Source organism: Longimicrobium sp. (genome assembly GCA_036389135.1).
Classification (GTDB): Bacteria; Gemmatimonadota; Gemmatimonadetes; order Longimicrobiales; family Longimicrobiaceae; genus Longimicrobium.
Map to the genome: position 1 here is coordinate 59365 of DASVQP010000028.1, position 24667 is coordinate 84031.

The following is a 24667-nucleotide window of genomic DNA, read 5'->3' on the forward strand; positions in this document are numbered from 1 at the left end:
CGAGCGGGGAGAGGGCCTGCGGCCCGCGCCCTACCGCCCCCGCACCACGTCCACCACGAAGCCCGCAAAGAACCCGATCCCCGCGCCGATGGCGGCGGGGAGCACCGGGTTCAGCCCGAATGCGTCCTCGTCCTCGTGAGCCAGGCCCCACCCCAGCCCCACCGCGGCACCGGCCAGCGTCCCGATCCCCGCGTACCGGCCGATGCTGTAGCGGCTCCCGCCTCGCGCGACGAGCAGGGCCGAGTGGCCCGCCGCCACCAGCGCACGGGCGGAATCACCCGGGAGCTCCACGGGCGGCGGAGTGAAGACGGCGGGTGCCCGGCGCGGCGCGGGGGGCGGGTCCGCGGCCCCGTTCTGGGCGGCGGCGGGGGCGGCGGCGAGCAGCAACGCCAGCAGGCAGAATCGAATGCGCATGAGGCGAGCTCCGGTCAGGGTTCTTCGAACGCCCACACGCCGCCGTTCACCGGGGCGAAGACGCGGCCGTCCGCGTACGTGGGAGTGCCGGGGAAGAGACCGCCCAGCTCCGGCTCCTTTGGCTGCCGCACCTGGGCGAGCAGCTTGCCGCCGCGGCGATCGAACACGAAGAGGAAGGGGCCATCCACCCCGTAGACGTGCCGCTCCGTCACCAGCAGGTCGCTCGTGAACTGCGCGCGGACCGGGGTGCTCCAGACTGGCGCGCCGTCGCGGGCGCGCACGGCCTTCACGTGGTCGTTCGCGGCGCCGGCATAGATCACGCCGTCGTGCGCAACCGGGCTGGCGAGCACCGAGAGGTACGCCGCGCTGTCGCGGGCCGTGCTCCACACTACCTGCCCCGTTCTGCGGTCCAGCCCGTACATCTCCCCGGTGATGAGCATCGCCACCACCCGGTCCGTGGTGACGGCGGGCCGCCCGGCCGTGCACGAGATCCCCCCGACCGCGGGGATCTTCGTCACCCAGAGCTGGCGGCCGGTGCGGGCCTCCAGCGCCACCACCCACATCTCGCAGCGCCCGCCCTTTGCGTCCAGCCCGTGGTACGACACCAGGAAGACCTCCCCGGCGTCCAGCGCGACCCCCTCGGCGCCGAAGCGGAACGGGGTGCCCGGCTCCGGCTGCCACTGCCAGCGCACCCGGCCGGTGGCCAGCTCCACCGCGGCCACGCTGGGGCCCCACGCCGCGATGTACGCCGCCTCGTCGTCCGCCGCGATCCGCACCTTGATCACGGTGCCGGGGTTGGGCGGGCCGCCGCCCACCGTGTCCAGCGGCGCCTGGTAGCGCCACAGCTCGCGCCCGGTGGCTGCGTCCACCCCGGTGGTGTGGTAGAGCACCGGCGCCACCACGACACCCGAGCGCACCAGGAGGTTCGCGCCCTCCACGCCGCCGCGCCCCACCGTCGCCGCCCAGCGGGGGGCGCCGGTAGCCAGGTCGCGGGCGATCACCTGCCCGTTGCCGGTGCCGGTGTACACGCGCTCGGCGTCCGCCACGGGCTGCACCCGCGGGTGGCCGTTCTGCGCCTGGTACCAGAGCGTGCGCAGGCGCACCGGCTCCCCGTCGCCGGGGTCGCCGGCTGCCCGGCACCCGCCCGCGAGCACCATCCCCGCCATGCACAGCGCCAGCAGGCCGCGTTCGCCAACCTTCATCGGTATCGTCCCCGCGATGAGAAGAAGAACCTGCGGGCGGGCAAACCGCCCGCCCGCAGGGATGGTGCCTAATATGCGTGGCAGATCTCGTACTGGTGCCGGAGCGTGCCGCTGTCGCAGTTCTCCGGGGGATAATAAGGGTCCGGCTCCGGGGGCGGGGGCGGAGCGGCCGGGCGCATGCCCGCCGCGAGCATCCCGTCGGCGATCCGGGTCACGCCCGGGTCGCGCCACATGACGGAGTAGTGATCCTCCGTGCCGTTCGCCCGCAGCTGCCGCCCCGAGTTGTACTCCAGCGGGTAGCGGAGCGTCTCCTCCGGAAGCAGCCCGTCCGTGGCCGAGTTGCGGGCGTAGCTGAAGTGCACCCACTCCTTCCAGCGGTCGTCGAAGCCGCCGATGGCGCGCTCGCCCGTACGGCACGCTTTGCCCGTGCCCGTCTTGATGATGATGTTGTAGAAGAGGGCGGCGCACAGCTTGAGGCTGCTGCGGTTGGAGCGCACCTTCTTCACCAGGTCCTCGGGGTTCTGGTACTCGCGGCTCGCGGCGAGGCGGACCCACGAGTACTGCTGCGGCACGGTGCCCCACACCGCGGCGTGCGGCAAGCCGTCGCCCGTGTTGCCCAACCACTGGATGGTGGCCGAGCTTGGACGCAGGTCGATGGCGCCGGGCGACCTCAGCGCCTTGGCCGTGTCGTTGAGCTTGCTGAAAAGCTGCTCGTCGAGCTTGGTGCGCACGAACACGGAGAGGATCGCGTCCAGCAGCCCCAGCAGCGGGTTGATGATGGCGATGCGGATCGTGTGGATCAGCCCCTCGATGGTTCCGAGCGCGGTGCGCGGGTCGTACTGCTGCGCCTTTTCGGACACCGGCGCGCCCTTGTTTGGCGATGCCACCGTCACGATCCCGGCCATCCGCGGCGCGACGTTGATCTGCGGGTTGGAGCTGAGCAGCATGTTGCGCGAGACGGGGCCGCCCATGCTGTGGCCCACGAAGAAGAAGGTGGAGCCCGCCGGCTCGCCGCGCACCAACCCGGCCACTTCGCCCGACTGGTAGTCGATGGTGGCCAGCGTGGTCTGGTTGGGGAGCCGCACGGTGCCCGGATCCACCCGGGTCGCGACGCGGCCCGTGGTGTTCATGTGGGTCCACACGGCGCTGCTCTCGTTGAGCCCGGGCACGAAGTAGGTGCCGGTGTAGCTGGCGTACTGCGCCTCGGCGGGGCGGGCGGCGAGCGCCGCCACCAGCACCGCGGACGCCAGGAGCGCCCTGGTTGCAAAGCGGTTCATCATTTGTCCTCGCCGAAGGAGATGTTCGTGATCACCACGGTCGAGCGGCTCGTCTGCTTGCCCTGGCCGTTCTCGCCCTCCACCGTCATCGACTCGCGCAGGTAGCCGCTGGCGCCGTCCTTCCGCTTGATCTTGGTCCAGCGGAGGGTGGCGCGGGTGTGTCCCTGCGGCCCCTTCACTTCCTGCCCCACCATCAGCTCGGTGGCGGGATCCACGGTGACGATCGTCTCCTCTTCACCGCGAACGCGGCGGAAGCGGCGCTGGCCCTGGCCGTTGCGGCCGATCTCGTCGCTGGCGGCCAGGAGCGCGCGGAGCGCAGGGCGGCGGATGCCGTGATCCCTGTTCCCCACCTTGTGTGCGTCCGGATTGCCGTTGCCGGTGGTGGACATGCGCGGCGCGCTCGGCGCACGGTTCTGCAGCTGCTGCTGGTCGCACATGCGCGTGCCGCACGGCTCGCCGCCCGAGTAGACCGCGTAGTACGGCTCGTTGTACGAGGCCTGCTTCTCCTCCGGCGTGGCGAGCCCCAGCGCAAAGGCGTCCGCCGCCACCTGGGTCGCGTCTGCGATCTCGACACCCGCCGAGTTGTAGCCGCGCGTCACACCGTACTCGTACCACGAGGTGGTCACGTCGTTGGCGACCTCCGGGTCGCTCACCGTGGAGCCGGTCTCCTGCACGAACAGCCGGTAGTCGCTCCCCGTCCACGTCTCACAGTTGTCGTGCGTGGTCGTGATCTCCGGAATCCCGTACGCCGCCAGATCGGCGTCGTAGAAGGTGTTGGTGCTCGTGTACGAAAGGCCGCACGAGAAGGGCGCGGTCACCAGCCTGGGCGCGCCGGGCTTGGCGAAGGGAGCCGATCCGGTGGTCTGGTCGTCCGCGCAGGCGGCCAGCGCCGCGAAGGCGACGAGAGGTGCGAGCCGCCGCGCACGGCGCGTGCTGCTCAAAAAGTGGCGTAATTTCACAAAACCCCGCTGTCGAGAGAGGGTAGGACGGGACCACCCCGTGTGCTGCGGGCCGGCGGATCCGGCACCGTACAGGGGGGCGGGTGGGGATTCACTCCATCGGGTCCTTGAGTACGGAGTTGCTGGGGCGCTCCGCTCCCGCGCGGGCGGTGCGAAACAGGCGGACGTGCTCTCCCGGGCCCTGCCAAAAACGCCGGCGGCACTACGTCTGTTTCACGAGGTGGATGATAGTTAACCGTGAAACGGGGCTCACGCTAGTGGTCAATAATTAAGATGCAAATGCTTGCCGGAAAACGAGATCCCCGTCCTGGACACGGCAGGTGCCACGCGCCCTTCTCGCGCCTTCCCACTCCACGTGCGGTGGCGTCTCGATCCCGCGCCGCCGTCTTCCGGACGCAAAAAAAAGAGGAGCGCGGGGATGGTCCCCGCGCTCCCTCTTGCCGCCATCTGTACCCGGCTCCGCTTCAGCCTTCGGGCAGGACCCTCACCAGCACGGCGGTGATGTTGTCGCGCCCGCCGCGGGCGTTGGCCTCGGCGATCAGCTGCGCGGCGAGCTCGGGGAGGGGGGCGTCCTCCTCCAGGACGCGGGCGAGCATCCGGTCGTTCAGCATCCCGGTGAGGCCGTCGCTGCACAGCAGCACCAGGTCGCCCGGCAGGAGCTTGCCCGACTGGATGTCCGGGCTGTCCGCGGAGTCGGCGCCCAGCGCGCGGGTCAGGATGTGCGACAGGCGGTGGCGGCGCGCACCCTGCTCCGTCAGGCGCCCCTCGTCCACCTCGCGCTGCACCCAGGTGTGGTCGTGGGAAAGCTGAGTCAGCTCTCCGCCGCGGAACAGGTACATCCGGCTGTCGCCCACGTGGCCCATTCGGTACGTGCCGTCTGGGCACACCACGAACGCGGTGAGCGTCGTCCCCATCCCTTCGGTGGCGGGGTCGGCCATGGTGTGGGCAAGGATCGCTTCATGCGCGGCGTACAGCGAGCGCTTCATCGCCTCCGCCAGCAGGTCGGGCTCCAGCTCCTCGTCCACCCCGCGCACCAGGGTGCCGCCCACGGTGCGGGCGGCCAGCGCGCTCGCGATCTCCCCCGCGGCGTGGCCCCCCATCCCGTCCGCCACCAGGAAGACGCCCCGCGCCTCGTCCACGAAGAAGGAGTCCTCGTTCCCCTTGCGGACGCGGCCCACGTCGGTGAGCCCGGCCGACTCCCAGCGCACCGTCACGGCGCCGCGGCCCGGGTCGCCAGCGCCAGCAGCGGATGGCCGGGCCCGATCCCCACGCCCACCCGCGGCGCCGCCAGGGTCTGGAAGACGACGTAGCCGATCACCGCCAGCAGCACCACCAGCAGGATCGCCAGCCACAACGGGAAGCGGAAGCCGGGCCGCTCCTCGCGCAGCGTCGCCGGCTTCTGCGGCGGGACGTAGTCGGCGCGCGCACGCTCCGGATCGGCCTGCGCCACCTCGCGGAACTGGAGCTTCACGCCGCCCACCCGCACCGTGGCGCCGTAGGGGAGCGGGGTGGGGATGTTGGGGGCCAGCTTCGTCCCCTCCACCGCGGTGCCGTTGGTGGAGCCCAGGTCCGTGATGCGCCACGCGCCCATGTCCCACTCCAGGCGGGCGTGCTGGGCGGAGACGGAGTCGTCGTCGATCACCAGGTCGCTGGCGGCGGCGCGTCCCACCACCACCACGGGCTTGGGGATGGGGAGCTCTTCGCCGTAGCGCGGGCCGGCGATCAGCGCCAGAGCCGCCAGCGGCCCCGTGCGCCCCGGCTCGGGGAGGTTGGCCATTCGGGTTCCTTCTGCCTTGAAAGCGCGGTACGCGCATGGGGTTGCGGGGGCCCAACGTAGGCCCGCCGGATTCGCTGAGCAAGGTCCGCACCCGGAGCCGCTTCCGTTGACTCCGGCCCCCGCGAGGCGCTATGTTGACTGCCCTCCCCACCGCCCTCCCGCCCCGCGCCCCCTCCCCCCGTGATCCCGCGCATTCTACTCGCGGTCCTCCTTGCCATTCCCGGTGCCCTCGCCGCCGCCGAGCCGGAGCCGCTGCGCCTGGATGGAAGCTGGCGCTGGCAGCGGGGCGACTCCGCCGCCTGGGCCGCGCCCGCGCATCCTGACGCGGGCTGGGCGCTGGTGGAAGCGCCGGCCGAATGGGAGCGCTTCGCCCCCGGCTACGATGGTTTCGGCTGGTACCGGCGCGAGGTGCGGCTCCCAGCCGAGCTGGCGGGCGGCCCCGTGGGCGTGCAGCTCGGCACCGTGGGAGACGCGTACGAGATCTTCTGGAACGGCGTCAAGGTGGGTGGCTCGGGACGCATGCCGCCGCACTTCGTGGAAGGGGTCGCGCCCACCCTCCTCCTGGTGCCCGACTCGGCGCTGGCGCGGCGTCCGAACGGCCCGCACCTGGTGGCCGTCCGCGTCTACAACGCCTACGCGTATGGCGGGCTGATGGGCGGCGTGCGGGTGGGGCGCTACGACCTCCTGGCCCAGCAGCGCTCCCCGCGCGACGTGGTGATCGGCGGCCTCGTCTCGTTCTTTCTGGCGATCGGCATCTATCACCTCGCCTTCTTCTTCCGCCGCCGCCGCGCGCGAGAGAACCTGTACTTCGCCCTTCTCTGCGCCGCCGTCTCCGTCTACGGCGCCACCTTCTCCGGCGCGGTGCAGGCTCTGCTCGTCCCGCACGTGAACTCGTACCGGGTGGGGCTCTGGGCGATGGCGGCGGGGATGCCCGCCTTCGTCGTGCTGGTGCACCGCCTCTTCGACCTGCGCCTCGCCCGGCGCGACGTCGTGCTGACGGGCGCGGCCACCGCCGGCTTCCTGCTGGTGGGCTCCCTGCCGCTCGCCGCGCTCGCCACCATGGCGAAGTGGGTGGACCTTACGATGATGGCGGGGCTCGTCGTGGTGGTGGGCCGCGCCTGCCGCTCGACCTCGCGCCGCCAGCCGCACGGGCGCATCCTGGGCGTGGGGACGGTCTCCTTCGCCCTGGCCGTCACCTACGACCTCCTTTCCGAGCACGTGGACTGGCTGCCGGTGGCGCGCATCCTTCCGGGGGTGCCATCGCTCTTCTGGATCGGCTTCCTGGTCTTCGTGGTGTGCGTGGGGATCGCCACCGCGGGCAAGTGGGCGCACACCGAGGCGACCGCGCAGATCGACCCCCTTACCGAGCTCTCCCGCCGCCACGTGCTGGACGAGGCGCTGCGGCGCGAGTGCGAGCGGGTGCGGCGAACCGGGGGCTCGGTGGCGCTGGTGATGATCGACCTGGACCACTTCAAGCAGGTCAACGACCGCCACGGCCACGGCGCGGGCGACGTGGTGCTGGCGCGCGTCGGCCGCGTTCTGCGGAACTGCGCCCGGAACATCGACACCACCGCCCGCTTCGGCGGCGAGGAGTTCGCCGTCCTCCTGTGCGACTCGGGTCTGGAGGGAGCAAAGGCGCTCACTGAGCGTTTCCGCCGCCACCTGGCCGAGCTGCGGGTCCCCGTGGCTGGGGGCGGCACCATCACGGTTACCGCCAGCGTGGGCATCGCCGCCGGCACCGACGTCGTCGATCCCGACGCCCTCATGGTAGCCGCCGACCAGGCCCTCTACCGCGCCAAATCCGCCGGCCGCGACCGCACCCTCGCCGTGCATCTGGATTCGGAGATGGCGGGACGCTGAAGGCGCCATGCCCATGCCCTCACCCCCCCGGCCCCCCTCCCCCAAAAACTGCCTTGGGGGAGGGGGGAGATCGCGGGCCACGGTGGGTAGCCGCACCGCCCAGGAACGCGCCGTTCGCCCGCCCCTCCTCGACCTCCGCCCCCGCGGTGATCCCGTAGAGGTGGCCCCGCGTGGCCGCCCGTGCCCGATCCGGCTCCGCTGCCCCTCGCGCACCCCAACCTCGTAGGGGCGCGATTCATCGCGCCCGCCGCCTGCCCCTCCTCGACCCCGCTCCCCGCGCCAATTACGGTAGGGGCAGACCCACGTGTCTGCCCTCCCTCCCCCCCACCTCGACACCGGCCCCCCGCGCCCATCCGGGGTGCCTTCTGTAACACGTACGCACCCACACGCCGGGCGCGCACCTCCGGAACCTTCCCCCGGCCCCGGTGTCCACCAACGCACGCAAGCACGTCCCACCGCCGCAACACGACCGAATGCGAAACAAGCTGTCCTTCGCGGCCGCGCTCCTGGCCGTGCTCCTTGCCGGCGCCGCGCACGCGCAGGTGTTCACCCGCCCGTGGCTCGACTGGCGCACCGTGCGCACCGAGCACTTCGACGTCCACTACCCCGCCGAGATGTCCGCGTGGACGCTGGACGTGGTGTCGCGTCTGGAGGCGGTGCACGACAGCGTGCGGAGCGTGGTGGGGTACGCCCCCGACCGCCGGGTGCGGATCATCGTCGAAGATCCCTCCGCGTCCGCCAACGGCAGCGCGTTCTCCTTCCTCGGCGAGCCCACCATCTCCCTGTGGCCCACGCCGCCCGACCCGCGCTCCAACATCGGCCACAACCGCGGGCCGGGCGAGCAGCTCGTCATCCACGAGTTCGCCCACATCGCGCACCTCACCCGCCCCTCGCGCAACCCGCGCGGGGAGCTGTGGATGCGCTTCCTCCCGGTGCGCATCGGCCCCGTGGCGCGCAGGGCGCCGCGCTGGGTGACCGAGGGGTACGCGACCTACATCGAAGGCCGCCTCACCGGCAGCGGACGCCCGCACAGCGCGGTGCGCGCCGCGGTGCTGCGGCAGTGGGCGCTGGAGGGGCGGCTCCCCAGCTATCCGCAGCTCAGCGCGTCGAGCGCGTTCTACGGTCAGAGCATGGCGTACCTGGCCGGCTCCGCCTTCCTGGAGTGGCTGGTGGAGCGGCGCGGCGAGGCGAGCCTGGACCAGCTCTGGCGGCGGTTGAGCGCGCGCCAGAACCGGTCGTTCGCCACCGCCTTCGCGGGCGTCTACGGCGGTGCCCCGCACGAGCTGTACGGCGCCTTCACCGTCGACGTGACCGCGCGCGCCCTGGAAGCGCGCCGCCAGATCGCGGAGGCGGGCGGCACCGTCGCGGGCGACACGGTGCAGCGCCTCTACTGGGGCACGGGCGACCCCGCCGTCTCTCCTGACGGCGAGCGGATGGCGGTGGTGCTGCGCGGCGCGCCGGGAACGGAGCCGCGCGTGGTGGTGTGGCGCACCCGCGACGAGCCCGGCGACTCGGCCGAAGCAAAGGAGCGCAGCCGCCTGCTGAGCCGCGACTCGCTGGACGTGCCGGACGTGCGCTGGCGCCCGCGCCCAAGGGCTGCGCTTGCAACCCTGCTGCCCGTCGACGGCCGCGGCCACGATGCTCCGCGCTTCTTGCCGGACGGCGCCCGCATCCTCCTTGTCCGGCAGGAGCCGATCGGCGGCGGGGCATCGCGCCCGGACCTCTTTCTCTGGAACTGGAAGGAGAAGCGCCTCCGGCGGGTCACGCGCGGCGCCGGCATCCGCCACGCCGACCCGTCCCCCGATGGGCGCAGCGCGGCCGCGGTGCGCTGCGCCGGCGGCGTGTGCGACCTGGTGCGGGTGGACCTGGCGGGCGGCGCGGTCTTCCTGGTCGCGGCGGGCGCCCCCGAACGTGTCTTCTACCGTCCCCGCTGGTCCCCGGACGGCAGCGCCATCGCCGTCTCGGTGCAGGAGCGCGGGCGCTGGCGCGTGGAGCTGGTCGACCCCGCCACCGGTGCCCGCCGCCCCGCCGATCCGGACGACGGCGCCAACCGCTACGACGCCTCGTGGCGCCCCGGCGGACGCGACCTGGTGGTGGTCTCCGAGAGCGGTGGCGTCGCCAACCTGGAGCTGCTCGACCCGGTCGCGCGCACCGCCCGCACCCTCACGCGCGTGACGGGCGCGGCGCTCGCCCCCGAGCCCACGCGCGGCGGCGAGGTCTTCTTCCTGTCGATGCACGCCGGCGGGATGGACCTCAACCGCATCCGTCCAGACAGCGCGGGCGCGGCGCCGGTCAGCCTCCCGGCCACGCTCGCCCCGGTCGCGCCCCGCGTCGCCGAGGGCCCGCCCGTAGCCATCCCGCGCGCGCCCGTGCCCGAGCCGCGGCGCTACGGAATCGGTCCGCGCATCACGCGCATCCTCCCCATGGCCGGCTACGATAGGGACGGGGTTTCGGTGGGTGGGATGATGAGCAGCACGGACCCCATCGGCCGCCTGGCGCTGATGGCGCGGGCAATCGTCTCAACCAACGACGCCACCGCGGGCGGATCGCTCGCCGCCACCTGGCGCGGATGGCGCCCCGCCGTCACCGCGGAGCTCTTTGCGATGGAGCTCCCCGGCGCGCCCGACATCATCCGGTCGTCGTACCTGGGCGCGACCGTCTCCGCCGAAGCGCCCTGGCGCGCGGGCGGCGCCGCACACCGCCTGCAGGGCGGCGTGTCCGGCGGGTCGCTAGAGGGGGACGAGCGCGTGCTGGGCTTCGCGGAGTACGGCGCCGCCCTCTCGCGCCGCAGGGCGGGCCGCACGCTCGCCGCCCGCCTGCGGATGAACGCTGCAGCGGGGAGCACCGCAGGCGCCGGCTGGGCGCGCGGCGTGGCAAGCGCCGGCCTGGGGCTGAGCGCCTGGCGGCTCGAGTTGCGCGCGGACGGATCGTACGGCCGGGTCAGCGGCGGCGCCCCCGCCTTCGAGGCGCTCGCGGCCGGCGGCGGCGCCAACCCGCTCGTCGACGATGCGGCGCTGGCGCAGCGCATCCCCATGCCCGCCGCGCCGTTCGGCGTGGTGGCGGGGCGCGATCTCGCCACCTGGCGCCTGAGCACGCGGGTGGCCGGCGTCATGCCTTACCTATGGGGTGCCGCGGGCAACGGCTCGCACTACCGCGTCGCGGGCGTCGAAGCCGAGCTCGCCACCGGATTCAGCAACGTGGTGGGGATGCCGGGGATGCGCTTCACCGCCGGCCTCGGCGTGCCACTGGACGATCCGGGGCGCCACGAGCCGCGCGCGTACTTCTCCGTCACGTACGCGCCGTGAACGGGATGGGGGCGGATGCCACCCCGGCGTCCGCCCCTTCATGCTGCGCCGTGCGTTTGAAACGATGTTGCGCTCTGCCTGCTAACGATCATCTACTCCCTGGCGGCGTTCATCCCGGGGCTTTCCGTGACGGTGCGCCGCCTTCACGACACCGGGAAGAGCGGGTGGTGGATGCTGATCAACTTGATCCCGCTGATCGGCTTCATCGTGTTTCTGGTGTTCATGTTCCAGGACAGCCAGATGGGCGACAACGAGTACGGCCCCAACCCCAAGATGGTCACCGCCTTCGCTTGACCGCGGCGGACCCACCCACAAAAGAGCGGGCGCGGCACGATGCCGCCCCCGCTCTTTTCGTATGAATCGTGCATCCGGGACGCCCAGGCGTCAGCGCGGGGGCAAGCACGGTCAGACACGCACAGGATCCGTGTGCGGCGGTGCAGCGCCGGGCACGGGCGCGATAAATCGCGCCCCTACAGGATTTGTGCGTTCCCCAGGCGAGTGTAACGAGCCGGGGGCGAGGGCCGCTCACAGCCCGTGCCGCGCCACCAGCTCCGCCGGCAGCACCACGTCGATGCGGCGGCGGGGGGTGTTGTCGAGCGCTTCGTCCTTGTTGGAAAAGAGCTCGCGGCCGTCCGGCGCGTGGATCACGCAGTACAGGTCCGGGAGCGAGCCGCTCATGCGGTCCTCCAGGTCGGAGAAGTCCGCCGTGGAGTACTCGAAGCGGGCCTCGCCGCCCGCGTCGGTGGTGCCGTCGCCGAGCCGGTCGTCGTGGGAGAAGCGATCGCGGTCGAAGAGGGAGACCCGCAGGCCGGCGAGGGGGCGGCCGGAACCTTGGTCCACCACCCTCACCACCGTGGTGTAGTGCGTCATCGTCGTCCTTGGCTGTGAACGGGCGGGGTGCCCGGATGGCCAGGAAGCTACGCCCCCGCGGGGGCGCGTCAACGCCTACTCCACCCTGAACTCGCTGCTGGCGACGCCACGGAAGCCGCCGTTGGCGGAGGTGAGCGACACGTACGCCACCACGCGGTACACCCCCGCCTCGCGCACGCTGACGGTGAAGGGCTGGCCGGAGCGCGCCTCCACCTCGATGGGGACCGCCGGGTAGATCGCGGGACAGATGGCATCGCCCGCGTTCTCCCAGTTACCCCCGGCGCGGCGCTCGATCGTCACGGACACCTGGTCGCCGCAGGCACGCACGTAGACGCTGCTCGCCCGGTCGTTGAGCACCTGGAGCGGCACCATGGCATCGCCGTTTGCTGGGTCGCGCCGCACCGGGCTCACCTCGGCCGCCACCCACAGCAGCGGCGGGTCGAACAGCAGGTCGTCGCTCTTCTGGCAGGCGGCGAGGAGAACGATCAGGGGAGCGAGAAAGCGGAGTCGCATGGTCGTGGCAGGCGGTGGGTGAGTCGATCGGTGCGCCCGAACAACGCCCTTCCCGCTTTCGGTGTGACATGGCCTCACACAGAGCCACAGAGAGAACAGCAAAAGGTTTTCTCTGTGGCTCGCAGTTCTCTCTGTGTTCTCCGTGTGAGGCTTTTCGCTACGCCAGATGCGGATACGCCGGCAGCGTCAGGAAGGGGATGAACTCGTTCCCCAGCACCAGCTCGTCGAGGAGCTTGCACGCCGTCGCCAGCTCGGGCGTGCTCACCCCACCGGCGCGCAGCCGCTCCATCTCCTCGTTGCGGATGCGCGTGTACACGTCCGGCGTCATCGCGCCGTCGCCGTCCAGCGGCGTGCGGTGCCGGATCCACTGCCAGAGCTGCGCGCGCGAGATCTCGGCGGTCGCGGCGTCCTCCATCAGGTTGTTGATGGCGACGGCGCCGTTGCCGCGCAGCCACGCCTCCACGTACTGCAGCGCCACGCTCACGTTCAGCCGCACCCCCGCCTCCGTGACGTGCCCGTCCGGGATTCCGGTGTTCAGCAGGTCGCGCGGCTGCACGTTGGCGTCGCCCTGCTTCTCCTTCTGGTTGGGCCGCTCGCCCAACACGCGGTCGAACTCCGCGCGCGCCACCGGCACCAGGTCCGGGTGCGCCACCCAGGTGCCGTCGAAGCCCTGCCCCGCCTCGCGCGCCTTGTCCTCCGTCACCTTCGCCATCGCTACACGATTGACCTCCGGGTCGCGGCGGCTGGGGATGAAGGCCGCCATCCCGCCCATGGCATGCGCGCCGCGGCGGTGGCACGTCTTCACCAGGAGCTCGGCGTAGCACTTCATGAAGGGGACGGTCATGGTGACCTGCACCCGGTCCGGCAGCACGAAGTCGCCGCGCTTCCTGAACTTCTTGATGACGCTGAAGATGTAGTCCCACCGCCCCGCGTTGAGCCCCGCGGCGTGGTCGCGCAGCTCGTACAGGATTTCGTCCATCTCGAACGCGGCCAGGATCGTCTCGATCAGCACCGTGGCGCGGATCGTCCCGTGCGGAACGCCGAGCTGCTCCTGCGCAAAGGTGAAGACGTCGTTCCAGAGCCGCGCCTCGCGGTGCCCCTCCAGCTTGGGGAGGTAGAAGTACGGCCCCGAGCCCCGCTCCAGCAGCTCCTTCGCGTTGTGGAAGAAGTGCATCCCGAAGTCGAAGAGCGAGGCGGACACCGGCTCCCCGTCCACCTGCACGTGCCGCTCGGACAGGTGCCACCCGCGCGGGCGCACGATGAGCACCGCCAGCTTCTCGCCCAACCGGTACTCCTTGCCGCCGCTGGCGAAGGTGAGGGTGCGGCGCACCGCGTCCTGCATGTTGGCCTGCCCCTCCACCACGTTCTTCCAGGTGGGGGAGAGGGCGTCCTCGAAGTCGGCCATGAAGCACGACGCGCCCGAGTTGAGGGCGTTGATGACCATCTTGGCGTCGGTGGGCCCGGTGATCTCCACGCGCCGGTCCTGCAGGTCGGCTGGAGTGGGCCCCACGCGCCAGTCGCCCTCGCGCACCGCCGCCGTCTCGGTGAGGAAGCCCGGCTCCACGCCTGCATCCAGCTCCGCCTGCCGGGCGTCGCGGGCGCGCAGCAGCTCCTCGCGCACGGGGTTGAAGCGGCGGTGGAGCGCCGCCACGAACTCCAGCGCCTCGGGGGCGAGCACGCGCGTGCTCGCCGGAGTGTCCTCGCCCATCACCCGCACGCCCTTCGTTCCCAGCGCAGCCACCGTAGACATGCCTCTATCCTCCCGCGGGGGGTGATCGGGTTCAGCGCAGGGCGCCCACGCAATCATACTGCCGCGGGCACCGCACCGCGAACCGAAAAACCCTCACACAGAGGCCGCAGAGAGAACTACAAGCCGCAGAGAACCCCTTATGCCGGTCTTTCCGTTGCCTCTGTGTCTCTGTGTGAGGCTGGTGTTCTTTGGCGCTTCACACCCCAATGCCGCCAGATTGGATTGCTGAATTGCTACACGTGCTGGCGGTAGAAGGGCGGTACACTGACGCCGGGAGGTGTACAGAAGGTACCCTGCATGAGCCAATTCAGGGATACATTTACGGACACCGGCACCGCATGAAAGTGCACGCGAAAACCTCTCCGGAGCGCATTTGAACCCGCGATTGCTTTGGGACTTGCCGTGCGCCGCGCGACGCTGTATTCTGCTTCCGGAGTGAGTCTCAGAGCGGGAAAAGACTATGGCGTGCCTTGGGTTTGAGCGTTAGCATAGGAACGCTCCGACCGCCCCGGACACGGCACCCCATCCCTCCGCAGAGCCACTCTATGCGATCCAAGCGGATGACACCCCCCGTTCGCCGCACCACGCGTCGCTGGCGGACGCCACCCGCCATTACCCACGGCGGCGAAGCATTCGAAGGCGTGGGGGTGCTGGAAGAGATCAAGGACCCACTTGGGGCGCTGCTGTGGCAGGTCGTGCGCGACGTGTACCTCTGGGGATCGCTACCGCCCGACGAGCGCGGCGAAGTCTTCGTTCCGGGAGCGGATGGGGCGCTCCTGGCGATGCTCCGCGACGCCGAAGTGGAGGTGCAGCTCGAGACGCCGCTGATGGGGCTGGTGAGGCTGGTGGGCGCGCCGGGGACCGCGCGGCCGGAATCGGTGGCCATGGCGTGCCAGCACGTCGCCGCCTGGGCCGATGGCAACGGCTACTCCGCCACCTCCATCGCCTTCGCGCAGGCCGCCGCGGCGGCCATCCCCACGGACGCGTCGGCGGCGTACGCGGTGGGGCGCCTGGCCCGCCGCCGCGCGGAGTACGCCCGCGCCGAGACGTGGTTCAGGCGCGCCATCGCCCTGGCGCGGCAGAGCGGGGATTGGACGTCGTACGCGCTGGCCTTCTCCGGGCTGGGGAACCTGTACGTGCAGCGCGGCAACTACCCGGCGGCGCGCCGCTTCCACATCCGCGCGCTGCGTGCGGCCCGGCGCCACTCGCTCCGGCAGATCCAGGGCGGCGCGCTCCACGACCTCTTCGTGATCGCCGCGGCCGGCGGCAACGCGGGGGAGGCGGAGAAGCTGGCGCGCGCGGCGTTCGAGGCGTACGGGGCCGATCACCCGCGCCTCCCCGTCCTGGCGCACGACATCGCCTACCTGTGGGTGGAGCAGGGGCACTTCGGCCCGGCGCTCACCGTGTTCGAGGCGCTCCTCCCCCACCTGCGGCGGCACGAGGACCGGATGGTGGGGCTCGCCAACATCGTGCGCGCCGCCGCCGGCGCGGGCGACCGGCGCCGCTTCGACGAGGCGTGGGACGAGGTGTGGGACGGGCTCGCCCGCAACGAGCACACGGAGAACGCCGCACAGGTGCTCCTGGAGCTGGCCCACGGCGCCGCCCACGTCGGCGAGTTCGAGCGCGCCGAGCGCGCCGCCGACCGCTCCGCCCGCGTGGCGCGGGAGCGCGGCGAGGCCAAGGTGCTCCTCAGCGCCGAGGCGGTGGTGGAGTCGGCCCGGCGCTCGCGCGCGGCCCGCACCCGCACCGAGTCCCCGTCGCGCGCCGCCTTCCACGAGGAGTCGGACGCATTCGCCGCCGACCTCGCGCGCTCGCTGCACGCATCGCTGGTGTCCCGCTGAACCCCTTCGCCCTTCACCCGGCCTGTGCCCCATGAAGATCGCCGCACGTCCCCTGCTGGTGCTGCACAGCGACGAGAGTTTCCGCGAGCGCGTCCGCAAGGTCGCGGGGAAGGAGTACACCTTCCAGTCGGTCCCGGACTGGCCGTCGCTGGAGGACGCGGTGCGCGATTCTCCGCCCTCCGCCCTGGTGGTGGTCAACCCGTACGAGGAGGCGCAGGGGCAGCGGGCCCTCTCCCCCGCGCTCAAGAACCTCCTGGTGGAGTTCCCCTCCATGCCGGTCTTCGCCGCGCTGGAGGTGAGGGCGGACCGGGTGGAGGACCTGCGCACGCTGGGGAAGTGGGGCGTGGTGCAGGTGATCTCCATCGCCCACGACGACACGCCGGACGCGCTGGTGCACCGCTTCCGCGCCTCGCAGGGCCGCCCCCTCAAGGCGCTCCTGGAGCAGGTGCTCCCGGCCGACACGCCGGGCCGCGCCCGCGCCATCGTCGACGCGGCGGCCGAGGTGGTGGCGGTGGGCGGGCACGGGCGCGACCTGGCCCGGCAGCTCCACCTCTCGCGCCGCACCCTCCTTCGCTGGTGCGAGCGCGCGGAGCTCCCGCCCCCGCGCAAGCTGCTGGCGTGGATGCGCATCCTCCTGGCCGCGGAGCTGCTGGACGACCCGGGGCGCACGGTGCTCTCGGTGGCCCACGCCTGCGGCTACTCGTCGGACAGCGGCCTTCGCCGCGTGACGCAGAAGTTCGTCGGCGCCAGCCCCACCGAGCTGCGCCGCCGCGGCGCCTTTGCCCGCTCCTCCAAGGTCTTCGTGGAGGTTCTGGCCCGCTACCGCTCCGGCCAGGTCACGACCTGAGGGGCGGGCCCGCGGGCCCCCTCCCCCGCTCGTCACCTCGCTGCCCCTCCCCCAAACTGCGGGCAATAACTACCTGGGGGAGGGGGCGCTTGCGTGCACCGGTGCGGGTCGGCAGGGGTTGTGGCACGCGGGTTCCCCCTTTCCCCCGCAAGCGGGGGAAAGAGTGCACTCCGCCCCTGCCACGCCCTTCTCGTAGGGGCGCGATTTATCGCGCCCGCCCTCTCCCCCGCGCCGACCGCCGCCTTCGACACGGCACCTCGTAGGGGCGAACCTGCGTGTCCGCCCTCCCTCGACCCCACCTCGCCCCCCGCCCTCCGCACCGATCCACGTAGGGGCTGCCCCGCGTGGCTGCCCGTGTTTCGCCCCGAGCCAAGCCCCGATTCCAGACGCGAAAGGCGGCTGCTGCAACCCCTCGCAACTCTGCCTCCACTGACCGTCCGCTCCTCGCGAGCCGGCTTCAGCCGCCTTCCCGTGGTTCCAGCCGCGGGGCTTCATCCCCCGGTGAGCCGGCACCCATCCCGCCCCCGGAGCCTGCGAAGGCAGGCTTCCCGCCGTTGTTCCAGCGGTTTCAACCGCCGAATCCCACCCCACCACCACCCCGCCCCCCATCCACCCCCTCCAGCAGCCCCCTCACCACCTCCACATCCTCCGCCGCATCCAGCATCCCGAAGTGCTCCAGCGCATCCTCCAGCGCCTCCCGCGCCTCCGCCACGCGCCCGGTATCCCGCAGCAGCACCCCGCGATCCCGCTGCACCTCCGCGCGCAGAAGCGCATCCTCGTGCTGCAGCGCGATCCCGAGCGCCTCCTCCAGCCGCGCCTCCGCCTCGTCATCGTCCCCGCCGGCGCGCGCCGCGGACGCCATCACCCGCACCGCGCCCGCGTAGCCCGTGGGATCGCCGATGCGGCGGAAGCGCTCGCCGGCGCGCGCCGCAAGCGACATCGCCAGCCGCCCGTCGCCGCCGCGGATGCGCAGCTCGGCGCGCTCCACCTCGGCCAGCGCGATCACGTCCTCGCTCTCCGTGGCCTCCGCCAGCTCCATCGCGCGGCGATAGTGCGCGTCCGCGTCGTCGTTCCGCCTCAGGTCGCGGAAGGAGATCCCCAGGTTGTAGTGCGTCTGCGCCAGCCCGCGCCGGTTCCCCACCCGCGTGTAGCCGGCAAGGGCGCGCTGGTAGAAGGTGAGCGCCGCCTCCCGCCGCCCGCCCACGTTCGCCACCACCCCCAGCCCGTTTGCCGCGCGGGCTACGTGATCGTCGTCGCCCCAATCGGTGGAGTAGCTGAGCAGCTCCTCCCAGCGCGCCGCGGCATCGGGAAGGCGCCCCGCCTCGAAGTGCGTCATCCCCAGCAGGTTCACCACCTCCAACACCAGCCGCCGGTTCCCCGTGCGGCGCGCCTCCGGCTCCACCTGCGCGGCTACCCTCAGCGCCGTCCCCGTGTCCCCCACGCGGCGGCAGGCGTCCGCGTAGAGGAAGCCCAGCTCGGGCTCCGCCACGAACGCTTCTTCCGGCACGCCACGAAGGCGGGCCGCCAGCCCCAGCCAGTCGCGCCGCGCCGCGAGGGCGCGGGCGTCGGCCAGCTCGGTGGAGGGGGGAAGGGAGGTCACGGAATTCGCCGGCTCAGTTCGACGCCATCGCGTACTTCGTGAACCCCTGAAGCTCCGCGCGCACCTCGTCCAGCTCCGCGTCGCGCACCGTGCCGATCCGCACCCACGGCTGCCCATCCGCCTCCTGGCGCCAGATCCCCAGGCGCGAGCGCTCGTCCGCCGAATCCACCCGGCCGTCGCCGTTCAGGTCCGGGTCGGCGTACCTGTAGCGCATGCGCAGCTCCGCCGGGTGGTCCGGGTCGAAGCGCAGCCCGCTCGGCTGGAACTCGAAGTTGAAGCGGTTCGGGTCCAGCACGCGGATCGTGACCTGGATGGAGTCGCCGCGCCGGAACGCGGTGCCGTCCGGCCGGCGCAGGAGCCCGTTGCCCGGGATCTTGAACTCCAGGCAGTTCTCCCCCGTGGTGTACGGGATGCGCACCTCGGCATTGTCGCCCGCCTTCGCCCAGAAGGTGGCTTCCCGCGCCGCGAGCGCCGGGGCGTTGGAAGCCTGCCGGACGACGACGAACTGGGCGTCCGGCACCACGTCAGGCGGGTTGTCCGTGCCGCCGCGCTCGCATCCGCCCAGCAGGAGGGCGGCGGCAAGGGCGGCGAGCGCGATCGTACGGTTCTGTTTCATCTATCGGTATCCCGAGTGGGCGTGGATCGTGTGTCGTGTGCCGGAGAGGGCAAGGCGCGAGCCCGAGAAAAGCGGCGTGGCGCCTTGCTTTTTGCTGGGTGTGGCTGTCGCGCGCCGCAACGGATGTCTCATTCCGCTACATCCTCCCCTTCCAGCAGGCGGTACAGCCGCGAGCGTGAGATCCCCAGCGCATCGGCCGCCGCGCTCTTGTTCCCGTCGAAGCGCTCCAGCATCGCCACCGCCGCCCCGCGCACGATTTCCGTGAGCGATGCGGGGAATGGGATCGCGCCGTTGGAGACGGGTGCGGGGACGGGGAGGGCGGGAAAGAGGTCCGCCGGATCGAGCCCGCCGTCGCCCAGCAGGAGGGCGCGCTCCAGTCCGTTGCGCAGCTCCCGCACGTTGCCGGGCCACGTGTGCGCCATCAGCGCCCGCTTCAGCTCGGGGCCGATGGCGGGCGCCTCCATCCCGTACTGCTCCGCGAGCGAGCGCAGGAAGTGCTCGGCGATGAGCACCACGTCCTCTCCCCGCTCCCTGAGCGCCGGCAGGTGCAGCGGGATGACGTTGAGGCGGTAGTACAGGTCCTCCCGGAACTCCTTCCGCGCCACCGCCGCCGCCAGGTCCACGTGGGTCGCCGCGATGATGCGCACGTCCACCGTGCGCCCGCGGACGGCGCCCACGCGCCGCACCTCCTTTTCCTCCAGCGCCTTGAGGATCTTCCCCTGCAGCGTGAGCGGCAGCTCGCCGATCTCGTCCAGGAAGAGCGACCCGCCGTCCGCCGCCTCGAAAAGACCGGGCTTAGCGGCGCGCGCGTCGGTGAAGGCGCCCCGCTCGTGGCCGAAAAGCTCCGTTTCCAGCAGACCGGCGGGGAGGGCGGCGCAGTTCAGCTCCACGAAAGGAGCGGGGGCGCGCGGTCCGTTGTAGTGGATCGCCTGCGCCAGCAGCTCCTTCCCCGTCCCCGTTTCGCCGGTGATGAGCACCGTGGCACGGTCGCGGGGGATGATGCGCGCCGCCCGGTCCAGCGCCGCGCGGATCTGCGGGCTCTTCCCCACGATCTTTCCGAAGTCGAACGCCGTCCGCTCCTGTGCCGCCAGCCGCGCCCCCGCCGCGCGCCCTTCCCGGCGCCGCGCGCGCTCCTTCATCTCCGCCCGCAGCGCCTCGATGTCGCCGGGGAGCGCGAAGTAATCCCCCGCTCCCGCGCGCACGAGGCTGGCCGCGAGCCGGTGGTCCGCGCGCGCCCCGATCACCAGCGGCGCGGGCGATCCGGCCGCGGCCAGGGCACGCACCTCCCCCTCCGCCTCCTCCTCCACTCCCGCCACGCCCAGCAGCGCCGCCTCGCCCAGCGGGCCGCACGCCTCCGCGTCCGCCACCACGCGCAGCTCCGCCCCGGCCAGCGCGGCGAGCTCCGGCCAGACGGCGGAAAACGATTCAGAGCGTGCGACGACGACGAGCTGGGTCACGGCCGAACGGGCAGGGGGACGGTGCCGCGCGTAGCGCCACGCGGCGGGAGTGTAGCGATATGGAACGATATAGCGCGCCAGCCGTTCGCGCGCCAGCGCGGCAGGCCCACGGCGAAGCGCAGTCGCGGCGCGGGTTTACGGCAGCCGGGCTCTGGACGGCGTTCCCTGGTACCCCCGTTGCCTTTGGAAGGAGCCAGAGACACACGCCGGGCACCCGGCCCGGCCCGAACCACGGAGAACCACCATGACCAACCGACTCGCGATCCCGACCCTCCTCGCCGCCGCCATCCTGGGCACCGCGTGCGACTCGCCCTCGGCCGGCTCCGCGGCGGGCGACCAGGTGAGCATCAACTTCACCGCCCGCACCAGCGGCGCCTCGGCCCAGCTCGCCCCCGCGGAGTCCGCCAGCCTCTCGGCGGCCGCCGGCCAGCTCGTCCTCACCGGCGACAACGGCGTCCTCACCCTCACCGATCTGCGCGCCGTGGTCGCGCGCTTCCGCCTGCGCGGCGACGACGACGTCAACCGCTGCGAGGACAACGGCGGCGGCGACGACTGCGACGACTTCAACGTCGGGCCGCTCTTCATCAACTTGCCCTTCGACGGCGTGGTCACGGTCGACGCCGGGTCGGTGAAGCCCGGCACCTACGACGAGGTGGAGTTCCGCGTCAAGAACCTGGACGACAACGACGACGACTCCAACAGCGACGACGACGCCGGCGAGGCCGCTCGCACCGCCGCGCTCCTCCAGCAGATCCGCGCCGAGATCCCGAACTGGCCGCAGAAGGCGAGCATGATGGTTTCGGGCACCTTTCAGCCGCGCGCGAACGGGACGCTGGGCGCCGCGCAGCCCTTCCGCGTCTTCGTCCGCGCCGAGTTGCGCACCCGCGTGCCGCTCAACCCGCCGCTGGTGCTGACGGAGACGTCGGCGGCGCCGCAGGTCACCATCACGCTGGACCCGGCGGTCCTCTTCCGCAGCGGCACGCAGGTGGCGAACCTGGCCGCATCCAACAACCAGCTCATCGAGCTGCGCGTCGATCGCGGCTTCCGCGGCGAGGGGCACAGCGGCCGCCGCTAAACTGCTGGGCCTCACACAGAGCCACAGAGCAAACGGCAAGAGGGAAAGACAAGGTCGTTCCTCTCTGTCCCTCTTGTTATCCCCCTCTGCGGCTCTGTGTGAGATTGCCGTTACCGCCCTTCGAGCAGCTCGATTGCCCGCCGCACACGCTCCGGCAGCGGCACCTTCTTCTCAGCGGCGTAATCGAACGACACCAGCACGCCGTCGCCCTCCGCCGCCACCTCGCCTGACTTGCGGCTCACCAGGCGGTACGCCATCGAGAAGCGATCCTCCCCCACCTCCGTCACGCGCGCGCCCACCGCCACCGTGTCCGGCCAGGTGAGCGGACGGCGGAAGCGGCAGCCGGTCGAGGCCAGAATCGGTCCCACCGACGCCTCTTCCGTCAGCTCGCGGAAGCCGATCCGCTCCAGGTACTCGATGCGCGCGCTCTCGAAGTAGCGAAAGAAGACGATGTTGTTGACGTGCCTGAAGTAGTCCATGTCGCCCCAGGCCACGGGGATCTCAACGACGACGGGGTAAGCGGCGGATTCGTCGGGTCCAGACATCGGGCGCACTTTCTCGGGCGTTCGGGTGGACCGGGGAAAGCGGTAAACGGCGGGCCACGGGAGCAGTGAGACTTCTCCGCGGCTCGCCGCTTCGCACTTACCGAGCTCTGCTGCTTCAGAGCGCGGGATAGATGTTCTTCACCCAGGCGTAGATCGCCCGGACAGTGTCCTCCCGCAGGAAGCTCGCGCGCTGCGACTGCGCCGTCTGGAAGGCGTCCAGCATCGCGTTCGCCAGGGTGCTCGGAGAGGCCATGTGGGGCACGAGTCCAAGCTTGACCCGCGCGTACCCGATTTTGGAGATCTCGGAGTTCGGGCGGAACGCCGGGACGTTCTCGGCGACCCGGTCCGTCCAGTAGAACCGGCGCAGGCCGTCCTTGGAAGTGTAGAAGGCGTTGAGGGAGCCCGGTTCGAACCTTACGCACCCTCCAGTCTCCTCCAGCAGCTCGCGCTTGATCGTTTCCTCGTCTTTTTCCCGGCCCGTCACGTCTCTGCCACCTCCGAAAAGACACGGCTTGGTGTTCGCCAGCTTCCCCATCACGATCTTGTCCTTTTTCGGCACGTAGAGCAGCACGTACGACCGGTGTTTCGGGGGAGTCTTTGTCGAAATCTCGCCGGTTTTGTGTTCCTCCAGACCCAGGTCCATCATCTCGGTGACGTCGCGGAGACTCTTTGACATGGCGGCCTTCTGGGCGAGAAGTTAGGTGAGGAGAAGCGGGCGGGTCCCTGGATAGTGCGTTCGAAAGCCAGTCTGCACAACGATTGTGTCACCCCGAGGCGCCGAGCCCCGCCGCCCGCCCCGTGGCCCACGCCCAAAAGAAGTTGTAGCCGCCGATCGGTCCGAAGCAGTCCAGGATCTCGCCGCACAGGTGCAGCCCAGGCACGACGCGGCTTTCCAGCGTCCGCGGATCCACCTCGCTCAGCGGCACGCCGCCACCCGTGACCTCCGCCTTCTTGTACCCCTCGTGCCCCGTCCACGGCAGCGGATAGCGCGCGAGCATCTCCACCAGCCGCTGCCGCTCGTCGCGGCGCAGCTGCGGAAGGGTGCGCGCCTCGTCCACCCCCGCCTCGTCCAGCAGCGCGTCGGCCAGGCGGTGCGGAAGGTGGCGGCGCACCACGTTGGCTACCGTCCCCTGCGACCGCTCCATCAGCATCCGCTCCCACGCCGCCGCGTCGAACTGCGTCCACTGCACCAGGATCGGCGCAGGCGACGCGCTCTCCGCCGACTGCACGGCGACGTGCGACACGTCCAGCACCGTGGGCCCGCTGTAGCCGCGGTGGGTGAAGAGAAAGCCGCCCTCCGCCGCCAGCCGGCCCTTCCCGAGCGGCGCCTCCAGCTTCACCGTCAGCGAGATCCCCGCGAGCGGGGCGTGCGGGGTGCGCGCGCTGGTGAGTGGGGTGAGCGCCGCGAAGGTGTCGTTCAGCGTGTGCCCGAGCTGCTTCACCACTCGCAGCCCAGTGCCGTCGCTCCCCGTCGCCGGCACCGAAAGGCCGCCGGTCGCGATGATCACCCGCGCCGCGTCGATCTGCCCGCCGCCCTCCAGCAGGACGCGCCATGGCTCCCCCTCGCCGCCGGGCCGCAGCCCCACCACGTAGCTCCCGAAGCGCATCAGCACCCCGCGCCGCTCCGCCAGCGCCAGCAGCCCGTCGCGGACGTCGCGCGCCTTGTGGGTCGATGGAAAGAGCTTCCCCGTCTCCTCCTCCAGCTCCAGCCGCAGTCCCACCTCCTCCTCGAAGAAGCGCCGCTGGTCCGGCAGGGGCCAGGAGAGGAGCATCTTCTTCAGCGTGTTGCGCGACGACGAGGTGAAGTACTGCGCCGGGTCCATCCGCGACGGCAGGATGTTGCACCGCCCGCCCCCGCTGATGAGGATCTTTCGTCCCCCGTCGCGCGTGCGCTCCAGTAACAACGTGGGCCGCCCCGCGCACGCGGCGAAGATGGCGGCCATCGTCCCCGCGGCGCCGGCCCCGATCACCACGATGGGCAGTGCGTCCGTCCCAATCTCGCTCAAATCGGCTCCCTCCGATGGTTTGGCGGCGAAGTCGGACAGCATAGCACGCCCGCCGCCCTCCCGCACGGCGGGCGCGTGCCAGATTGGAAACAGGAGCGTCCCGCCCCCCCTTGACCGATCCGTGACACCCGTTTATACTGGTGGCCCCGCAAGAACGGAGCACGCGATCGATGGCCAGCGAGGCCTTGACGACTCCGGATTAAGCGGATACGTTGTAGGGCTGTCGCTCGAATGGCGGCGCGGTTGAGGGAATTGTTGGAAACGCTAGTTTTCGCCCCTTGACGATCCGCGATAAACCGAGTAGCTTCAATGAGTTCGCTGCGGATCGGGTGCGGCGGAAGTTGGAAAAACGGTAGTTGCGGAGGGGTTGACGGAAGGGCGGCGGGGTGGTAGATTGTAAGACTCGCCGGAAGCACGGCGGACACGCGACGGGCCGGGTGAAACTGGCCGGGTTGCCATGGAAGACGCGGTGAGAAGAGCCGCGCGGAAGTTTTGACAAATCGGGTATTGGGGAGTGCTTTGTGCAGCCCGCGAACTAAGGAATTGCGGAGCGGCCGTGTGGCACATCAGCCGGGGGCGTCACGTCTCCCGCGGTGCCTGCAGGTGTCCTTCGAGGCATCGCACGGATTGCACACAACGTGAAGAAGAACCGAACGAACGATACAGTCGTTTGTTCTCTGGAGCTGTTTGAACTCATGGAGAGTTTGATCCTGGCTCAGGACGAACGCTGGCGGCGCGCTTAACACATGCAAG

Annotated in this window: 21 protein-coding genes and 1 rRNA gene; 7 read left to right on the forward strand and 15 right to left on the reverse strand. The window is 71.4% G+C overall.

Annotation, left to right across the window (positions count from 1 at the left end; all coding sequences use genetic code 11):
• Window positions 1-30: 30 nt before the first annotated feature.
• The 6 genes from VF584_06355 to VF584_06380 form a co-directional block, all read right to left on the reverse strand.
• Window positions 31-414, reverse strand: coding sequence for a hypothetical protein (locus VF584_06355; GenBank protein ID HEX8209792.1), 384 nt, complete (start codon window positions 412-414; stop codon window positions 31-33).
• 14 nt (window positions 415-428) lie between these two features.
• A complete protein-coding gene (locus VF584_06360) occupies window positions 429-1616 on the reverse strand; it encodes a PQQ-binding-like beta-propeller repeat protein (protein ID HEX8209793.1) in 1188 nt (395 codons plus the stop codon).
• A gap of 68 nt (window positions 1617-1684) precedes the next feature.
• Entirely contained in the window at window positions 1685-2893 is a 1209-nt protein-coding gene (locus VF584_06365; protein ID HEX8209794.1) for a hypothetical protein, read from the reverse strand.
• Window positions 2893-3834, reverse strand: a complete 942-nt coding sequence (locus VF584_06370) for a hypothetical protein (GenBank protein HEX8209795.1) — start codon at window positions 3832-3834, stop codon at window positions 2893-2895. Before VF584_06370 ends, VF584_06365 begins: the two co-directional genes overlap by 1 nt.
• Window positions 3835-4316: 482 nt before the next feature.
• Entirely contained in the window at window positions 4317-5066 is a 750-nt protein-coding gene (locus VF584_06375; protein ID HEX8209796.1) for a PP2C family serine/threonine-protein phosphatase, read from the reverse strand.
• Window positions 5063-5629 (reverse strand): FHA domain-containing protein, encoded by a 567-nt coding sequence (locus VF584_06380; GenBank protein HEX8209797.1) that lies wholly within the window; start codon window positions 5627-5629, stop codon window positions 5063-5065. Before VF584_06380 ends, VF584_06375 begins: the two co-directional genes overlap by 4 nt.
• Before the next feature lie 180 nt (window positions 5630-5809).
• On the opposite strand from VF584_06380, the gene VF584_06385 reads away from it, so the two are divergent.
• The 3 genes from VF584_06385 to VF584_06395 all read left to right on the forward strand — a co-directional run bounded on the left by VF584_06385 (window position 5810) and on the right by VF584_06395 (window position 11088).
• A complete protein-coding gene (locus tag VF584_06385) occupies window positions 5810-7489 on the forward strand; it encodes a diguanylate cyclase (GenBank protein ID HEX8209798.1) in 1680 nt (559 codons plus the stop codon).
• A 473-nt stretch (window positions 7490-7962) separates the two neighbouring features.
• Window positions 7963-10794, forward strand: coding sequence for a hypothetical protein (locus VF584_06390; protein ID HEX8209799.1), 2832 nt, complete (start codon window positions 7963-7965; stop codon window positions 10792-10794).
• A gap of 90 nt (window positions 10795-10884) precedes the next feature.
• A complete protein-coding gene (locus VF584_06395) occupies window positions 10885-11088 on the forward strand; it encodes a DUF805 domain-containing protein (GenBank protein HEX8209800.1) in 204 nt (67 codons plus the stop codon).
• A gap of 231 nt (window positions 11089-11319) precedes the next feature.
• On the opposite strand, the gene VF584_06400 is transcribed toward VF584_06395, so the two are convergent.
• The 3 genes from VF584_06400 to aceB form a co-directional block, all read right to left on the reverse strand.
• Window positions 11320-11664: a hypothetical protein gene (locus VF584_06400; GenBank protein ID HEX8209801.1), complete on the reverse strand. Its 345-nt coding sequence runs from the start codon at window positions 11662-11664 to the stop codon at window positions 11320-11322.
• 75 nt (window positions 11665-11739) lie between these two features.
• Window positions 11740-12177, reverse strand: coding sequence for a hypothetical protein (locus tag VF584_06405; protein ID HEX8209802.1), 438 nt, complete (start codon window positions 12175-12177; stop codon window positions 11740-11742).
• 157 nt (window positions 12178-12334) lie between these two features.
• Window positions 12335-13927 carry a malate synthase A gene (gene aceB, locus VF584_06410; GenBank protein HEX8209803.1) on the reverse strand — a complete coding sequence of 531 codons (1593 nt, stop codon included), beginning with the start codon at window positions 13925-13927 and terminating at the stop codon, window positions 12335-12337.
• 560 nt (window positions 13928-14487) lie between these two features.
• On the opposite strand from aceB, the gene VF584_06415 reads away from it, so the two are divergent.
• Window positions 14488-15768 carry a tetratricopeptide repeat protein gene (locus VF584_06415; protein HEX8209804.1) on the forward strand — a complete coding sequence of 427 codons (1281 nt, stop codon included), beginning with the start codon at window positions 14488-14490 and terminating at the stop codon, window positions 15766-15768.
• 31 nt (window positions 15769-15799) lie between these two features.
• On the forward strand, window positions 15800-16615 hold the full coding sequence (locus tag VF584_06420) for a helix-turn-helix domain-containing protein (GenBank protein HEX8209805.1): 816 nt from the start codon (window positions 15800-15802) through the stop codon (window positions 16613-16615).
• A gap of 568 nt (window positions 16616-17183) precedes the next feature.
• On the opposite strand, the gene VF584_06425 is transcribed toward VF584_06420, so the two are convergent.
• From VF584_06425 to VF584_06435, 3 genes are all read right to left on the reverse strand, one after another.
• Window positions 17184-18215 (reverse strand): tetratricopeptide repeat protein, encoded by a 1032-nt coding sequence (locus tag VF584_06425; GenBank protein HEX8209806.1) that lies wholly within the window; start codon window positions 18213-18215, stop codon window positions 17184-17186.
• 13 nt (window positions 18216-18228) lie between these two features.
• Window positions 18229-18831 carry a hypothetical protein gene (locus VF584_06430; GenBank protein HEX8209807.1) on the reverse strand — a complete coding sequence of 201 codons (603 nt, stop codon included), beginning with the start codon at window positions 18829-18831 and terminating at the stop codon, window positions 18229-18231.
• A 128-nt stretch (window positions 18832-18959) separates the two neighbouring features.
• The gene (locus VF584_06435; protein HEX8209808.1) at window positions 18960-20288 is read right to left on the reverse strand and encodes a sigma 54-interacting transcriptional regulator; all 1329 of its coding nucleotides are present in this window, start codon (window positions 20286-20288) and stop codon (window positions 18960-18962) included.
• A gap of 244 nt (window positions 20289-20532) precedes the next feature.
• Here VF584_06435 and VF584_06440 point away from each other — a divergent pair, with 244 nt between their 5' ends.
• The gene (locus VF584_06440; protein ID HEX8209809.1) at window positions 20533-21363 is read left to right on the forward strand and encodes a hypothetical protein; all 831 of its coding nucleotides are present in this window, start codon (window positions 20533-20535) and stop codon (window positions 21361-21363) included.
• A 110-nt stretch (window positions 21364-21473) separates the two neighbouring features.
• On the opposite strand, the gene VF584_06445 is transcribed toward VF584_06440, so the two are convergent.
• The 3 genes from VF584_06445 to VF584_06455 form a co-directional block, all read right to left on the reverse strand.
• A complete protein-coding gene (locus VF584_06445) occupies window positions 21474-21908 on the reverse strand; it encodes a thioesterase family protein (protein ID HEX8209810.1) in 435 nt (144 codons plus the stop codon).
• A 115-nt stretch (window positions 21909-22023) separates the two neighbouring features.
• Complete coding sequence (locus VF584_06450) at window positions 22024-22584, reverse strand: NUDIX hydrolase (protein HEX8209811.1); 561 nt, start codon at window positions 22582-22584, stop codon at window positions 22024-22026.
• 88 nt (window positions 22585-22672) lie between these two features.
• A complete protein-coding gene (locus tag VF584_06455; GenBank protein HEX8209812.1) occupies window positions 22673-23914 on the reverse strand; it encodes an aminoacetone oxidase family FAD-binding enzyme in 1242 nt (413 codons plus the stop codon).
• A 692-nt stretch (window positions 23915-24606) separates the two neighbouring features.
• Here VF584_06455 and VF584_06460 point away from each other — a divergent pair.
• A 16S ribosomal RNA gene (locus VF584_06460) occupies window positions 24607-24667 on the forward strand; the annotation flags it as partial.

Excerpts from the sequence above, each read along its gene's own strand:
- VF584_06390 (HEX8209799.1), top strand. The coding sequence starts at position 7,963 with ATGCGAAACAAGCTGTCCTTCGCGGCCGCGCTCCTGGCCGTGCTCCTT.
- aceB (HEX8209803.1), bottom strand. The coding sequence starts at position 13,927 with ATGTCTACGGTGGCTGCGCTGGGAACGAAGGGCGTGCGGGTGATGGGC.
- VF584_06415 (HEX8209804.1), top strand. The coding sequence starts at position 14,488 with ATGACACCCCCCGTTCGCCGCACCACGCGTCGCTGGCGGACGCCACCC.
- VF584_06365 (HEX8209794.1), bottom strand. The coding sequence starts at position 2,893 with ATGAACCGCTTTGCAACCAGGGCGCTCCTGGCGTCCGCGGTGCTGGTG.
- VF584_06420 (HEX8209805.1), top strand. The coding sequence starts at position 15,800 with ATGAAGATCGCCGCACGTCCCCTGCTGGTGCTGCACAGCGACGAGAGT.
- VF584_06440 (HEX8209809.1), top strand. The coding sequence starts at position 20,533 with ATGACCAACCGACTCGCGATCCCGACCCTCCTCGCCGCCGCCATCCTG.
- VF584_06450 (HEX8209811.1), bottom strand. The coding sequence starts at position 22,584 with ATGTCAAAGAGTCTCCGCGACGTCACCGAGATGATGGACCTGGGTCTG.
- VF584_06380 (HEX8209797.1), bottom strand. The coding sequence starts at position 5,629 with ATGGCCAACCTCCCCGAGCCGGGGCGCACGGGGCCGCTGGCGGCTCTG.
- VF584_06355 (HEX8209792.1), bottom strand. The coding sequence starts at position 414 with ATGCGCATTCGATTCTGCCTGCTGGCGTTGCTGCTCGCCGCCGCCCCC.
- VF584_06405 (HEX8209802.1), bottom strand. The coding sequence starts at position 12,177 with ATGCGACTCCGCTTTCTCGCTCCCCTGATCGTTCTCCTCGCCGCCTGC.
- VF584_06400 (HEX8209801.1), bottom strand. The coding sequence starts at position 11,664 with ATGACGCACTACACCACGGTGGTGAGGGTGGTGGACCAAGGTTCCGGC.
- VF584_06360 (HEX8209793.1), bottom strand. The coding sequence starts at position 1,616 with ATGAAGGTTGGCGAACGCGGCCTGCTGGCGCTGTGCATGGCGGGGATG.
- VF584_06445 (HEX8209810.1), bottom strand. The coding sequence starts at position 21,908 with ATGTCTGGACCCGACGAATCCGCCGCTTACCCCGTCGTCGTTGAGATC.
- VF584_06430 (HEX8209807.1), bottom strand. The coding sequence starts at position 18,831 with ATGAAACAGAACCGTACGATCGCGCTCGCCGCCCTTGCCGCCGCCCTC.